14 protein-coding genes are annotated in these 13,483 nt (G+C 70.7%); 1 reads left to right on the top strand and 13 read right to left on the bottom strand.

The features are described 5' to 3' along the window. Window positions 1-47: 47 nt before the first annotated feature. A complete protein-coding gene (rhaI, locus tag ACZ4XX_RS24715; protein ID WP_468510047.1) occupies window positions 48-1,217 on the bottom strand; it encodes an L-rhamnose isomerase in 1,170 nt (389 codons plus the stop codon). A 148-nt stretch (window positions 1,218-1,365) separates the two neighbouring features. Here rhaI and ACZ4XX_RS24710 point away from each other — a divergent pair, with 148 nt between their 5' ends. Next, a complete protein-coding gene (locus tag ACZ4XX_RS24710; RefSeq protein ID WP_468510046.1) occupies window positions 1,366-2,421 on the top strand; it encodes a LacI family DNA-binding transcriptional regulator in 1,056 nt (351 codons plus the stop codon). 31 nt (window positions 2,422-2,452) lie between these two features. Here ACZ4XX_RS24710 and ACZ4XX_RS24705 read toward each other — a convergent pair whose 3' ends face one another. The 12 genes from ACZ4XX_RS24705 to ACZ4XX_RS24650 all read right to left on the bottom strand — a co-directional run bounded on the left by ACZ4XX_RS24705 (window position 2,453) and on the right by ACZ4XX_RS24650 (window position 13,480). Then, entirely contained in the window at window positions 2,453-2,902 is a 450-nt protein-coding gene (locus tag ACZ4XX_RS24705; RefSeq protein ID WP_468510045.1) for a MarR family winged helix-turn-helix transcriptional regulator, read from the bottom strand. A gap of 88 nt (window positions 2,903-2,990) precedes the next feature. Beyond that, window positions 2,991-3,854 carry a fumarylacetoacetate hydrolase family protein gene (locus tag ACZ4XX_RS24700; RefSeq protein ID WP_468510044.1) on the bottom strand — a complete coding sequence of 288 codons (864 nt, stop codon included), beginning with the start codon at window positions 3,852-3,854 and terminating at the stop codon, window positions 2,991-2,993. Between the two features lie 39 nt (window positions 3,855-3,893). Then, the gene (locus tag ACZ4XX_RS24695) at window positions 3,894-4,931 is read right to left on the bottom strand and encodes a cupin domain-containing protein (protein WP_468510043.1); all 1,038 of its coding nucleotides are present in this window, start codon (window positions 4,929-4,931) and stop codon (window positions 3,894-3,896) included. Window positions 4,932-4,953: 22 nt separating this feature from the next. Next, window positions 4,954-6,168: an FAD-dependent monooxygenase gene (locus tag ACZ4XX_RS24690; protein WP_468510042.1), complete on the bottom strand. Its 1,215-nt coding sequence runs from the start codon at window positions 6,166-6,168 to the stop codon at window positions 4,954-4,956. Window positions 6,169-6,313: 145 nt separating this feature from the next. Then, the gene (locus ACZ4XX_RS24685) at window positions 6,314-6,964 is read right to left on the bottom strand and encodes a CoA transferase subunit B (protein WP_468510041.1); all 651 of its coding nucleotides are present in this window, start codon (window positions 6,962-6,964) and stop codon (window positions 6,314-6,316) included. Then, the gene (locus ACZ4XX_RS24680) at window positions 6,964-7,719 is read right to left on the bottom strand and encodes a CoA transferase subunit A (RefSeq protein WP_468510040.1); all 756 of its coding nucleotides are present in this window, start codon (window positions 7,717-7,719) and stop codon (window positions 6,964-6,966) included. Before ACZ4XX_RS24680 ends, ACZ4XX_RS24685 begins: the two co-directional genes overlap by 1 nt. 16 nt (window positions 7,720-7,735) lie before the next feature. Continuing rightward, complete coding sequence (locus ACZ4XX_RS24675; protein ID WP_468510039.1) at window positions 7,736-8,515, bottom strand: SDR family NAD(P)-dependent oxidoreductase; 780 nt, start codon at window positions 8,513-8,515, stop codon at window positions 7,736-7,738. Continuing rightward, window positions 8,512-9,258, bottom strand: a complete 747-nt coding sequence (locus ACZ4XX_RS24670) for an SDR family NAD(P)-dependent oxidoreductase (protein ID WP_468510038.1) — start codon at window positions 9,256-9,258, stop codon at window positions 8,512-8,514. Before ACZ4XX_RS24670 ends, ACZ4XX_RS24675 begins: the two co-directional genes overlap by 4 nt. Continuing rightward, window positions 9,255-10,226, bottom strand: a complete 972-nt coding sequence (locus ACZ4XX_RS24665; RefSeq protein ID WP_468510037.1) for a fumarylacetoacetate hydrolase family protein — start codon at window positions 10,224-10,226, stop codon at window positions 9,255-9,257. The genes ACZ4XX_RS24670 and ACZ4XX_RS24665 overlap by 4 nt, the downstream gene beginning before the upstream one ends. Before the next feature lie 169 nt (window positions 10,227-10,395). Beyond that, a complete protein-coding gene (locus tag ACZ4XX_RS24660; RefSeq protein WP_468510036.1) occupies window positions 10,396-11,337 on the bottom strand; it encodes a VOC family protein in 942 nt (313 codons plus the stop codon). An 11-nt stretch (window positions 11,338-11,348) separates the two neighbouring features. Beyond that, the gene (locus tag ACZ4XX_RS24655; protein WP_468510035.1) at window positions 11,349-12,353 is read right to left on the bottom strand and encodes an amidohydrolase family protein; all 1,005 of its coding nucleotides are present in this window, start codon (window positions 12,351-12,353) and stop codon (window positions 11,349-11,351) included. Further along, the gene (locus ACZ4XX_RS24650) at window positions 12,350-13,480 is read right to left on the bottom strand and encodes an FAD-dependent oxidoreductase (RefSeq protein WP_468510034.1); all 1,131 of its coding nucleotides are present in this window, start codon (window positions 13,478-13,480) and stop codon (window positions 12,350-12,352) included. The genes ACZ4XX_RS24655 and ACZ4XX_RS24650 overlap by 4 nt, the downstream gene beginning before the upstream one ends. Window positions 13,481-13,483: the final 3 nt, after the last annotated feature.

Genomic DNA, 13,483 nt, shown 5'->3' with positions numbered 1-13,483 from the left:
GCGCGAGAGCGGTTCGGGTCCGGTGGGCCGTCCGCAGGGCAGTGTGCTCAGGCGCCCCAGCCGGCCTGTTCGCCGCCGACGCGCTCGGCGGCGATCCGCTCCTGCCACCCGGACGCTGCGTAGGCGGCGACGGGGTCGGGGTGGAGGCCCTGTTCTTCGCGGACTTCCCGCAGCAGGGGGCGGACGTCCGTGTTGTACGCGTCCATGAGCACCGCGTTGGCGGCGAGGACGTCACCGGCGGCCTGAGAGGCGGTGAGCGCGTTGCGGTCGACGAGGAGGGCCTTGGCGGTGGCTTCCTGGGCGTTCATCACCGAACGGATGACGGCTGGGATCTTCGCCTCGATGTTGTGGCACTGATCGAGCATGAAGGCCACGTTCGTCTCGGTTCGCAGCCCACCGTTCTTGGCGACCTCGTGCATGATCCGGAACAGCTGAAAGGGATCGGCGGAGCCGACCATCAAGTCGTCGTCCGCGTAGAAGCGCGAGTTGAAGTCGAAGCCGCCGAGTCGTCCCTCGCGCAGCAGCAGGGCGACGATGAACTCGATGTTGGTGCCCGGCGCGTGGTGGCCGGTGTCGACCACGACCTGTGCCTTCGGGCCGAGCTTGAGGCAGTGGGCGTAGGCGGTGCCCCAGTCCGGCACGTCGGTGGTGTAGAAGGCGGGCTCGAAGAACTTGTACTCCAGCAGGATCCGCTGGTCCTCGCCGAGCCGCGCGTACACCTCGGCGAGGGACTCGGCGAGCCGGTCCTGGCGGGCGGTGATGTCGTCCTGGCCCGGGTAGTTGGTGCCGTCGGCGAACCACAGCTTCAGGTCCGTGGAGCCGGTGGCGTCCATGATGTCGACACACTCCAACAGGTGGTCGACGGCCTTGCGGCGTACCTTCGAGTCAGGGTGGCAGACGCTGCCGAGGCGGTAGTCGTCGTCCTGGAAGGTGTTGGAGTTGATCGCGCCGAGCTCCAGGCCGCGCTCCTTCGCGTACGCGGCGAGGGCGGCGTAGTCGTCGACCCGGTCCCACGGGATGTGTAGGGAGACCTTGGGCGCGACACCGGTGAACTCGTGAACCTTCGATGCGTCGTCGAGCTTCTCCCACGGCGTCCTCGGGACGCCGGACTGCGCGAACACCTTGAAGCGGGTGCCGGAGTTCCCGTAGCCCCAGGAGGGGGTCTCGATGCGCTGGGCCTTGAGCGCGGCCTTCGCGGCGTCCCGTACGACAGTCATGGGCAACCTCGGAACCAGGGCCGCGCGATATGCGACGGCAACGTGAATCGTTTCAGCCATACCGAAACACGGAACCGGTGAATGGTCAAGAAGCTGCGAGCAATCCTCTGTGAAAGGATTCACTCAAGAGGTGTGATGTCGGCCTAGGATGTCGGGCATACGGATCGATGCGAACGGATGGTCAGCAGTGGTGGGCATCAAGGACGTGGCGCGCCAGGCGGGCGTGTCCGTGGGGACGGTCTCCAACGTCCTGAACAGGCCCGAGCGTGTCTCCCACGAGATCCGGGCCCGTGTCCACGCGGCGATCGACCTGCTGGGATACGTCCGGAGCGAGTCGGCGCGGCAGCTCCGCGCGGGCCACAGCCGCATGTTGGGGCTGTTGGTCATGGACACCGGCAATCCCTTCTTCGCCGTCCTCGCTCAAGGAACCGAACGGGTGGCCGCCGAGGCGGGCCTGGGCGTGATGGTGTGCAACAGTGCCGAGAGCGCCGCGGCCGAGCAGGGCTATCTGTCGCTCTTCGTCGAGCAGCGTCTTCGCGGTGTCCTGTTCGCGCCGGTCGCATCTGACGGTCAACCGTGGCAGGCGCTGCGGCGCGCGAACATCCCCTTCGTCGTCGTCGACCGAGCGGTCGACACGCGCACCGCCTGTTCAGTGGCTGCTGACGACGTCCTGGGAGGCAGTCTGGCGGGTAGGCATCTGCTTGCCGCCGGCCATCGACGCATCGCTTATGTGCACGGCCCCGGCCATTTGCAGCAGGTCCGGGACCGGCGTGAGGGGCTTGCCCGCGCGGTGGAGGAGGCGGGGCTGGGCGTCGACGCGATCGTCGACATCCCTGCCGAGAGGCTGGACGTCAGCGCGGGCCGGGACGCCGGAGCACGACTCCTCGGCCTCTCACCCCGGCCCACGGCTGTTTTCTGCGCGAACGACCTCTTGGCCCTCGGCGTCATGCAGACGACCTTCGACGCGGGCGTGCGTGTCCCGGATGACCTCGCCGTCGTCGGCTACGACGACATCGAGTTCGCGGAGGCTAGCCTCATTCCGCTGACCTCGGTGCGTCATCCGGCCGCGGAGATCGGTCGCCTGGCAGCCGGGCTCCTGCTGCAGGAGATCGAGCCGCCGGACCCGGAGCGCGGCCACCAGCACGCCGGCATCGTGCTCCAGCCGGAGCTCGTCGTCCGCAGGTCGAGCACCCCGCAGCCCTGATCTCAGAGCGTGCTCGCCCTCTCCCCGGGCGTCAGGCGGTGCCGCCGGTCCGCAGGGGCCTGCGTTGGGCGAGGCGGGAGAGGACACGCAGCACCTCGTCCCGCTCCTCGTACGGGAAGACGGCGAGCAGTTCACCGTTGATCCTTTCCGCGGCCGGAGCGAGGGCGGCGTGCAGTTGCCTTCCCTCGTCGGTCAGGGCCAGCAGGGTCCGCCGTCGGTCCCCCGGGTCCTGCGTGCGGCTGAGGTGGTTCTGGTCGCTCAGCCTGCGCACGATGTGGTGGGCCGTGGACCTGTCCAGCGATGTCAGCTGCGCGACGGTGCTCTGGTCGATTCCCTCCCTGTCCCGCACGGCGTTGAGCACGGCGAACTGCTGCGAGGTCACGGTCTCGGAGACGAACCTGCTCCAGAGCGACGTGTGGACCTGCTCGGCACGCCGGATCAGGTGACCGGCGTAGCGGTCCAGGTCGAGGGCCCCGTTCATCCTTGGCTCCTGTTCGAACGGACTCACGGGGGCCGGTGCCGGACCGACCTTTCTGGTCCGGCACCGCCCCGCGCGGGACATGGACGGGTCAGCCGCGGCGGTGCCCGGGGCGGGACGCGTACGGGGTGGCCCGGGATCCGTCCACCCCGACTTCGAGCCGGCCGATCTTCTCGATCTCGACGACGACGCGGTCCCCGTCGCTGAGCGGGCCCACCCCCGCGGGGGTGCCCGTGGCGATCACGTCACCGGGGTACAGGGTCATCACCGAGGAAGCGTAGGCGACCAGCTCGCGCACGCCGAAGATGAGGTACGCGGTGTTGGTGTTCTGCCGGGTCTCGCCGGCCACGTCGCAGCGCAGGTCCAGCCGGTCGGGGTCGGCGATCTCGTCGGCGGTGACGATCCAGGGGCCGATGGGGGTGAAGGTGTCGAAGGACTTGCGTGTGGAGCGGTCCTCGCCGGAGCGGACGGTGATGTCCAGCAGGCAGGTGTAGCCGAAGACGTGGTCGAGGGCGTCGTCGGCGCTGACGTGCGAGGCGGTGCGGCCGATGACGACGGCCAGTTCGCCTTCCTGGTCGGTGCGGATGTCGGAGTAGGGCAGGACGATGTCCTGGTCCGGGCCGATCACGGAGGAGTTGGCCTTCAGGAACACGCCCAGGTCGGCGATGGAGGTGGGGTAGTCCATCTCGGCCTTGTGGTCGAGGTAGTTGACCGGGGCACCGATGATCTTGCCCGGGCGCGGCAGGGGGGCCTCTAGCTGGACGTCGGCGAGCGCCACGCGGCGCCCGACGGCCGGGTCGAGCACCGGGCCGATGGCGTCGGACAGCGCCTCGATGTAGTGCTGGAGCACGCCGGCCGGGCCGACGGAGGAGTGGGTGATCTGGTCGGTCACGTCGGTGACGGTGTCGCCGTCGACGATGCCGAGGCGTCCCTTGTCGAACAGGGCCAGGCGCATCGTGGCCTCCTTGATGGTATGGGAGAAGTGGGGGAGTAATCAGGCGCCGGGGTCGGCGGTCTCGCCGCGGTAGAGGCCCAGGGACTGCATCACGGGCTCGTCGCTGTACGAGAACAGGACCGCGTCGGCGGACTTCGAGGTGTTCAGGTGCCGGTAGGGGGCCCAGCCCGGGATGGCGAAGGTGTCGTTCTCCGCCCAGTCGAGGCGCTTGCCGTCTACGAGGGTGGCGCCTTCGCCGCGGACCACGCTGAAGACGGTGGAAGCGGTGTGGCGGCGGCCCGCGCCCTGGAAGCCGGGGCGCAGCCGCTGGATCCGGCAGCTGATGGTGGGCATGACCGGTCCACCTGTCCAGGGGTTGGTGTACTCCAGGACGATGCCGTCGACGTCGCTTCCCTCGGCGGTGTCGGCGATGGCCTCCAGGGCCCGGCTGGTCTCGGCCCAGGTGTAGCGGGTGACGGGCGAGTTCGGCCCGTCGGGCGTGATCCAGGCGGGGGTCAGGCGGCCGTGGAGGAACTGGCGGCTGCCGGCGTCGTCGGGGCGGGTCACGGGCTGGAGCCGCTGGGGGTACTTCTCGTAGAAGCCCGCTTCCAGCGCGTTGACCAGGGGATAGTCCAGGGCGTCGAGCCAGATCATCGGCGCGTCGCCCTCGTGGGTGTGGTCGTGCCAGTGCCAGCCGGGGGTGAGCAGCAGGTCGCCGGGGGCCATGAACACGCGCTCGCCGTTGACGGTGGTCCAGGCGCCGTCGCCTTCCAGGATGAAGCGGAAGGCGTTGGAGGTGTGGCGATGGGCCTGGGCGGTCTCGCCGGGCAGGATGATCTGCAGGCCGGCGTACAGGGTGTTGACCGTGGCGGGCGGGTCGGTGAGCCCGGGGTTGACGAGCATGAGAACCCGGCGTTCGGCCTCGTCCAGGGACAGGGTCTGCGAGAAGTGCAGCAGGTGCGGCCGCAGCTCCTTCCAGCTCCACCGGTAGGGGACGGCCCTGCTGCGGGGCTGGGCCGGGAACAGGTTTCCGTAGAACCGCCACAGTGGTGCCGCGCCGAGCTTGTCGAGGGCTTTGTAGGCGGGGTCGTCGGTCATGGTGTCTCCTCGCGGTGGTTGCTCACGGGGTGGTCGCGGGCGGGCGATCGCCGGCAGGGGTCCACACCCAGGCGATGTCGTCGAAGTCCTCGGGGCTGCGGTCGGACAGGAGCTGGTTGCGCAGGAAGGCGCCCATGCCGTCCATGTGGCAGAGCTCGCCGAACCGTCGCGCGTTCGTCTGGATCGACGCGGCCCGCTCGGTCCGCAGGGCGGCGTACGACGCGAACGCGTCCTCCGGGCGGTCGTGATCGCGCAGAGCGTGGCGGAGGGCCACGGCGTCCTCCAGCGCCTGGCAGGCGCCCTGGGCCAGGTACTGCAGCATCGGGTGGGCGGCGTCGCCCAGCAGCACGATGCGGCCATGCACCCAGTCGGTGATCGGAAGGCGGTCGAACAGCGGCCAGCGCCGGTCCCGGGCGACCAGGGGCAGGGCGTCGCGCACGGCGTCGCAGGCGCCGCCGAACCGCTCCTCCAGTTCGGCCTCGGTGCCCCAGTCGTCGGAGTCAGGGTCGTAGTGGTCGCTCTCGAAGACGGCGACCTGGTTGTAGAGCTCGCCGCGGCGCACGGGGTACTGCACGAGGTGCATACGCGGTCCGGCCCAGACGATGACCGATTCCGTCGTGGCGTGCTGCGCCATCGCGCCCGTCATGCTGGTGACGGGCAGGGCGCCGCGGTAGGCGACGTACTTCGAGCAGACGGGGGCGCCGTCGTTCACGAGGATCTGCCGGAGCCTGGAGTGCAGGCCGTCGGCGGCTACCACCGCGTCCGCTGCCAGCCGTTCGGGCGTCTCGGCGAAGTGCAGGCGCACCTCGGCCTGCGTCTGGACCGCGTCGGTGACGGTCCGTCCGGTGCGCAGGGTGATCGACGGGTGCTCCTCGCAGGCGGCCAGGAGGGCGCCGTGCAGGTCGGTGCGGTGGGTGACGAGGTAGGGGTGCTTGAAACGGCTGCGGTAGACGTCGCTGCGCAGGTCGAGGGCGGTGACCTGCTTGCCGGTGAGCGCGTCCATCATGACGAGCTGGGGCGGGGCGACGGCGGAGCGCTGCACGGCGTCGAGGACGCCGAGTTCTTCCAGCGCCAGCGAGGCGTTCGGAGCCAGCTGGAGGCCGGCTCCGATCTCGCCGAACCGGGTGGCACGATCCACCACGGTGACTCGGTGACCGGAGCGGGCGACGGCGAGGGCGGCGGCCAGGCCGCCGATGCCACCGCCGACGACGGCGATGTGCAGGGGCGAGGGCGTCACGGGCAGGTGCCTCCTTGAAGGGCAGGGTCCGTCTCCCGACCTGGGGAATCTTCCGCGTCGGGATCTTTGGTGTACGGACCATCGGGGCAGGAGCAGGAACCCCCGGTGCGGGTCCGCCTAGGAACCCGCAGGGGAGGGGGAGCGGTCAGCAGGCGGCGGCGGTGCCGTCGACGTGCACGAAGGCGCCCGTGCGGGCGCGGATGTCCTCGACGGTGACGCCGGGGGCGGTCTCGACCAGGGCGAGGCCGCGGCCGGTGACGTCCAGGACGCCGAGATCGGTGATGATCCGGTCGACGCAGCCGCGGCCAGTCAGCGGAAGGGTGCACTCGTCGACGATCTTCGGGGTGCCGTCCTTGGCGGTGTGCTCCGTCAGGACGATGACCCGGCGCGCGCCGTGGACGAGGTCCATGGCGCCGCCCATGCCCTTGACCATCTTCCCGGGGATCATCCAGTTCGCCAGGTCCCCGGTGGCGGAGACCTGCATGGCGCCGAGGACGGCGGTGTCGATGTGGCCGCCGCGGATCATGCCGAAGGACAGGGCAGAGTCGAAGAACGACGCGCCGGGCAGGACGGTGACGGTCTCCTTGCCGGCGTTGATCAGGTCGGGATCGACCTCGTCCTCCAGCGGGTAGGGGCCGGTGCCGAGGATGCCGTTCTCGGAGTGCAACACCACGTGCACACCGGCCGGCACGTAGGCGGGGATGAGGGTCGGCAGGCCGATGCCGAGGTTCACGTACGAGCCGTCGGTCAGCTCGGCGGCGGCCCGCGCGGCCATCTGGTTGCGGTTCCAGGCCATCAGGCGCGCACCGTCCTCTTCTCGATCCACTTGTCGGCCGCCTGGGCCGCGGTGAGGGGTACGACGCGCTGCACGAAGACGCCGGGCAGGTGCACCCGGTCCGGATCGAGGGCCCCGGGTTCGACGAGTTCCTCGACCTCGGCGATGGTGATGCGGCCGGCCATGGCGGCGAGCGGATTGAAGTTGGCGGCGGCGCGGCGGAAGACGAGGTTGCCGTGCCGGTCCCCCCGCCAGGCCCGGACAAGGGCGAAGTCGGTGGTGATGCCGTGCTCCAGGACGTGGGGCCGGCCGTCGTACTCCCGGGTTTCCTTGGCGGGGGAGGGGAGGGCGACGGTGCCGTCGGGGGCGTAGCGCCAGGGCAGGCCGCCGTCGGCGACCTGGGTGCCGACGCCGGCGGGGGTGTAGAAGGCAGGGATGCCGCAGCCGCCGGCCCGCAGGCGCTCGGCGAGGGTGCCCTGCGGGACGAGTTCGACCTCCAGTTCTCCGCTGAGGTACTGGCGGGCGAACTCCTTGTTCTCGCCGACGTAGGAGCCGGTGACCCGGCTGATGCGTCCGGCGGCGAGCAGGATTCCGAGACCGCGGTCGTCGACGCCGCAGTTGTTGGAGACGACCTGGAGGCCTGTGGTGCCCTGGGCGTGCAGGGCCCGGATCAGGGTCTCGGGGATGCCGTTGAGACCGAAGCCGCCGACGGCGAGCGAGGCGTTGTCGGGGATGTCGGCGACGGCGTCGGCGGGTTTCCGGATGACCTTGTCCACGTTTCCGGGTGTCCTTTCAGCTGAGGGGGCCCGGCAGCACGGCGGACCAGCCGCCGTCGGCGACGAGGTGAGCGCCGGAGACGTAGGAGGCTTCCTCGGAGGCGAGGAAGGCCGCGACCCGGGCGATGTCCTGAGGGGTTCCGAGACGGCCGAGGGGGATGTGCCGGGCGGCGTGGCGCAGGGGATGGGTTTCTGCGAGAAGGTTGTCGCGTGCGCCCTCGGTGTCGATCAGGCCCGGGCTGATGCAGTTGGCGCGGATGCCGTGCGCGGAACCCTCGGCGGCGAGCTGGCGCGTCAGGGCGATCACTCCTCCCTTCGCGGCGGAGTGCGCGGTGCGGTGGTTGGACAGCGAGGCCCTGATTCCGGCCGTCGAGCCGATGGTGACGATGCATCCGCGGCTGCGGGTCAGATGGGGCCACGCGGCGCGGGCGGTGAGCCACACCGAGTCCAGTTCGGAGCGCACGGTGGTCATGTAGTCGGCATAGGGCTGCTCGGTCAGGGATCCGAACCGCACCGAGCCGGCGTTGGTGAGGACGATGTCGATGCCGCCGAACGCTTCGACGGCTTCCGCCACCCAGGTCTCGACGGACTCGGGCCGGGTGACGTCCAAGGGCCCCGGAGTGAGGGCGGTGCCGCCCTCACGGCCGATCTGCCGCTGCGTCTCCACCGCCTCGTCGTGCAGGAGGTCGCCCCCGACGACCAGGGCGCCCTCGGCGGCGAAGTGGAGCGCCGCGGCCTTCCCCAGCCCGCGGGCGGTGCCCGAGATCAGGGCGACCTTCCCCTCCAGCCGCTTCATCGGACCGCCCCGTCGAGCAGGGCGTCGGAGACCGACTTCACCCCGCCGTGCGAGGTGAGGCCGCCGTCGACCGGTATCTCCGCGCCGGTGATGAACGACGAGTCGTCGCACAGGAGGAAGACCACCAGGGGGGTCACCTCCTCGACCGTGCCCACACGGCCGAGCGGCGTCTCGCGGATGTTGGCCTCCCGGAAGGCCGGGGCGGCGGAGGCTGTCATCTCGGTCTCGATGAAACCGGGGTGGATGGTATTCACCCGGATTCCTCGCGGGCCCAATTCCAGGGCGGCGGTCTTCGACAGCCCGCGCAAAGCCCACTTGCTGGTCGTGTACGCCACCGGGTAGTGGGCGGTCAGCGCAGCGGACGAGCCGACGTTCACGACGGACGAGCCCGGCGGCATCAGCGGGGCGAGGTGCTGGATGCCCAGGAGCGGGCCGTTGACGTTGACGGCGTGGACGCAGCTCATGTCCTTGGCGGTGACCTCGTCCAGCCGGGCCCGCCAGGTGATGCCGGCGTTGTTGACCAGACCATGGAGGGCCCCGTAGGTGTTCCGCAGGTAGTCGGCCAGGTCGGCCCAGTCGTCGGCCAGGGTGACATCGAGCCGGCGGACACCCTCCCCGCTGTTCACGTCCGTGGCGATGACCGTGGCACCCTCGCACTCCAGGGCTGCCACCTCGGCTGCGCCCTGGCCGCGGGCGGCGCCCGTGACGACGACGACCTTGCCCGCCAGACGCCCGCCGTTCACGGCCGCTCCCGGTTACGGCGCCGGCCCTTGGGCAGCGCGACCGGCTCGGTGCCCGGGATCACGCGGGTGGTGAGGGAGCCGATGGCCTCGACGGTCAGGGTGACGGTGTCGCCGGGCTTGAGAGGCGGCGGGGCCTGATCGCCGCTGCGGCCCCACAGCTCGGCGAGGCACCCGCCGTTGCCGCAGGTGCCGGAACCCAGGACGTCGCCGGCGACGATCCGGGTGCCGCGCGAGGCGTAGGCGGCCATCTCCTCGAACGTCCAGCTCATGTTGGACAGCAGGTCGCTGCCGACCTGCTCGCCGTTGACCTCGGCCGTCAGAGCCAGCCGCAGGAAGCCGTCAGCGTCGCGGTACGGCTCCAGCTCGTCGGCGGTCACCAGGTAGGGGCCCAGCGTGGTGGCGGTGTCCTTGCCCTTGCACGGGCCGAGGCCGACCTTCATCTCGGCGGACTGCAGGTCCCGGGCGGACCAGTCGTTGAAGACGGTGTAGCCGACGATGTGCTCCCGCGCCTGCTCCGGTGTGAGGTCGCGGCCCTCGCGGCCGATGACCGCGGCCACCTCCAGCTCGAAGTCGAGCACGGACGAACCGGGCGGCATGGGGACGTCGTCGTGGGGGCCGAAGACGGCGTGGGGGTTGGTGAAGTAGTAGGTGGGGGCCTCGTACCACTGCTCGGGCACCCCGGATTCGCCGCTCACGGAGCGGCGCACGCCCTCGACGTGTTCCTCGAAGGTGACGAAGTCCCGGACGGAGGAGGGCTGGAGCGGCGAGAGCAGGCGGACCTCGGAGACGTGCGGTCCAGGCGGCACGTCCAGGGCCGTGGCTCCGGCGGCGAGCAGGCCCGGCAGGCCGTCGGTGTCGCGGATCAGGTCCGTGAGGGAGGTGACTCCGGGCAGCGGGAACAGTGTGCCGTCGTCCTCGACGACGGCGACACGGTTCCGGTGCCGGTATTCGTAAGCGGCGAAGCGCATGGTGCGGCTCCCAGGTGGAGAAACGGGGGACACGGGACCGGGCCGCCCGAAGAAGGCCCGTTGCCGGCCCTCTTCGGGCGGCCCGGTCCCGTGGACCGGAGCCGGGAACGCGACGGTGGCAGTCAGGGCGGACATGGTCCGCCGCGTTCCCGGGGATCGGGCGGCCGGACTAGACCGGCGGGGCGAGGAAGCAGCCGCGGTCGGGGTCGTTGAACGACTCCTTCGCGACGAGCTCGTTCATCGCGTTGGCGGTGCCCCACTGGTCGGCGACCTCGGGCTGGGAGAAGTCGTAGACGTGGGGGTGCCAGGTGTCCTCGTCGAGGTTCTCCAGCTCGGTGGTGTACTCGACGGTATTGCCGTGCGGGTCGAGGAAGTAGGTGAAGGTGTTGTCGCCGGCCATGTGCCGGCCCGGCCCCCAGATCTTCGTGTGGCCGGCCCGCAGGACCCGGCCCGAACCACGCATGTACTCGTCGATGCCGCGCATCTCGAAGGAGATGTGGTGCAGGGAGGTGTGGGGGCCCTTCGCCAGCGCCATGGAGTGGTGCTGGGAGCTGATCCGCATGAAGTGCATGACCTCGCCCATGTGGGGCGAGCCGAGCGTGTCGGACAGCCGGAAGCCGAGGTGCTGCTCGTACCAGGCGCGGGTGCGGTCCAGGTCGGGGGAGTTGAGCACGACGTGCGACAGCTTGACCGGGATCGCTTCCTTCTCCTCGATCTTGCGGTGCCGGCGGACCGCGACGTCAGCGGAGACCTCGATGGTGCGGCCGTCGACGTCGAAGAACCGGAAGCCGTAGCCGCCGCCGGGGGTGTCGACCGCGCCGGGCTGCGAGATGAGCTGCACGCCTCCGGCCAGGAGCTGCTCGGCGAGGGTGTCCACGTCGGCCGCGGTCGCGGCCCCGTAGGACACCAGGTCCAGCCGCTTCTCGTCGGCCTTGCGCAGCCGGACGACGTACTGCTCGGGGCTGCCCTCGGCGGCGAGGAAGGAGATGCCGGAATCCTCCGAGACCTTGGTCAGCCCCCACACGCCGGCGTAGAAGTCGAGCTGCTTGTCGTAGTCGGGCACGGCGAGGTCGACGTGCCGCAGGTGGGTGAGCAGGCGGTTGTTCGTCATGGGTTGCCTCCTCAGGCGGGGGAGAGGTTGAGCAGAGCGGCGGCGTTGGCGCCGCGAACGGCGCGGAAGTCGGCTACGGGTAGGTTCGCCGCACGCAGCGCGCCGACGGGGTCGTCGGATCCCATGTCGAAGGGGAAGTCCGAGCCGAGCAGCACCCGGTCCGCGCCGGCCGCCTCGACCAACGCCCTCAGCACGCTCGGGTCGTGCACGAGCGAGTCGAAGTACAGACGCTGCAGGTAGCTGCTGGGCAGCTGGGCGCATCCGGCCGACGCGTCGGTCCGGGCGCGCCAGGCATGGTCGCTGCGCCCGATGTGGGTGGGCAGGTAGCCGCCCCCGTGCGCCGCGACGATCTTCAGCCCGGGGTGCCGGTCCAGGACGCCGGAGAAGATCAGGTGCGAGAGCGCAACGGCGTTCTCGGTCGGCTGGCCCACCGTGTTGGACAGGTACCAGCGGTCGAGGCGCTCATCGAGGGTGCAGCCGAACGGGTGCAGGAACACAACCGCCCCGGTCTCCTCGGCGCGCGCCCACAGCGGCTCGTAGGCCGGATCGGACAGCTCCCGGCCCGGGGCGTGGCTGGAGATCTCCACTCCGGCGAGCCCCAGCTCCAGAGCGTGGTCCAAGGCGGACACGACCAGTTCGGGATGCTGCAGCGGAACCAGACCCAGCCCCTTCAGCCGGCCGGGCGCCGCCGCGCAGTGCGCCGCAGTCGCCTCGTTGGCCAGGCGGTAGACCTTCTCAGCCGTGTCCGCGTCCGCCCAGTAGTGGTAATGCGACGGCGAAGGGCTCACGAGCTGGACATCGACGCCCTGGGCGTCCATCCGCGCGAGCCGGACGCCGGGGTCGGTCAGCGCCGGGATGCGGTCGCGGACCATGGGTCCGCTGACGGCGAGCGCGTCGGGCCCGTTGCGGCGGGCATCGAGCGCCCTGGCCTCGGCATGTCCCGGGAGGCCCGCTACGAGTGCTTCGATCTGCGGCAGCAGGACGTGGGCGTGGACGTCCACGGTCGGCGTGGTCACGGGAGCTCCCTGAGCATGGTCATGGTGCGGGCCATAAGCCCGGGAACATCGGCGTCACGGACGCCGTCGAGCTGCCACTGGCCGATCTGGACCGAGCCCTCGACGACCGGGCGGACGCGCGCGATCCGACGTTCGTAGTAGGCCTGGAGCAGGTCGTCGTCCCAGGTGTCCGAGGCGATCAGCATCTGGGCCAGGACCCAGGAGTCCTCCAGGGACAGCGCCGCGCCCTGCGCCATCGTGGGCGGGCAGCAGTGTGCGGCGTCCCCGACGAGCACGACCCGGCCTCGGTGCCAGGCTCCTTCGACGAGCAGCCGGTCGAACCAGGTGTAGTTGACCTTCGACGGGTCGGTGATCGTCGCGGTGATCTCCGGCCACGCGCCGCCGTAGTCCGAGGCGAGACGGACCATCTCCCGGGCGTAGGACTCGGGAGGTATGGAGGAGCGGTCGCGGTTCTTCTCGACGACGTACGCGTACAGCGTGGTGTCGCTGGTGGGGCAGTACCCGGCGATGAACGCCGGTCCCCCGTAGGCGAGGTCGGTGTGCTCGACCCCGACGGGCCGCGGGGCGGCGACGCGCCAGATGGCCATGCCGGTCGGTTCGGGCTTGTCGGTGATCCCGATCTGGGATCGGGTGGCGGAGCCGAGGCCGTCGGCGGCGATCACCAGGTCGTAGCGGTGCTCGCTGCCATCACTGAACCGGACCGAGACACCGGTGGCGTCCTGGTCCTGGACCGTGGCGGTCGTACCCAGACGGACGGTCGCGCCGCTGGCACGGACTGCGTCGATCAGGATCTGCTGGAGCCGCGGCCGCTGCATACCGACAGTGGCGGGCAGGTCGTCGCCGCCGGTGCGCAGGTCACGCTGGACGTGCAGGACGGTGCCGTCCGGCGCGGTGATGCCGACCGAGCCGAAGGGGAAGCCGGACACCTTCACCTGTTCCCAGACGCCGAGCTCGCGCAGGACGCGCAGCGCATTGCCCTGGAGGGTGATGCCGGAGCCGGCGGTGGCGTTCCAGTCTTCCTTCGCCTCGACGAGGTCGACGTCGATTCCGGCGCGGCGCAGCAGGATCGCGGCGGCGTTGCCGGCCGCCCCGCCGCCGATGACCAGGACCTTGCGGGGTGTGCTCATGGG

It is taken from the genome of Streptomyces sp. NPDC029956 (genome assembly GCF_055574655.1).
This window is presented reverse-complemented; position numbering and strand designations above follow the sequence as displayed.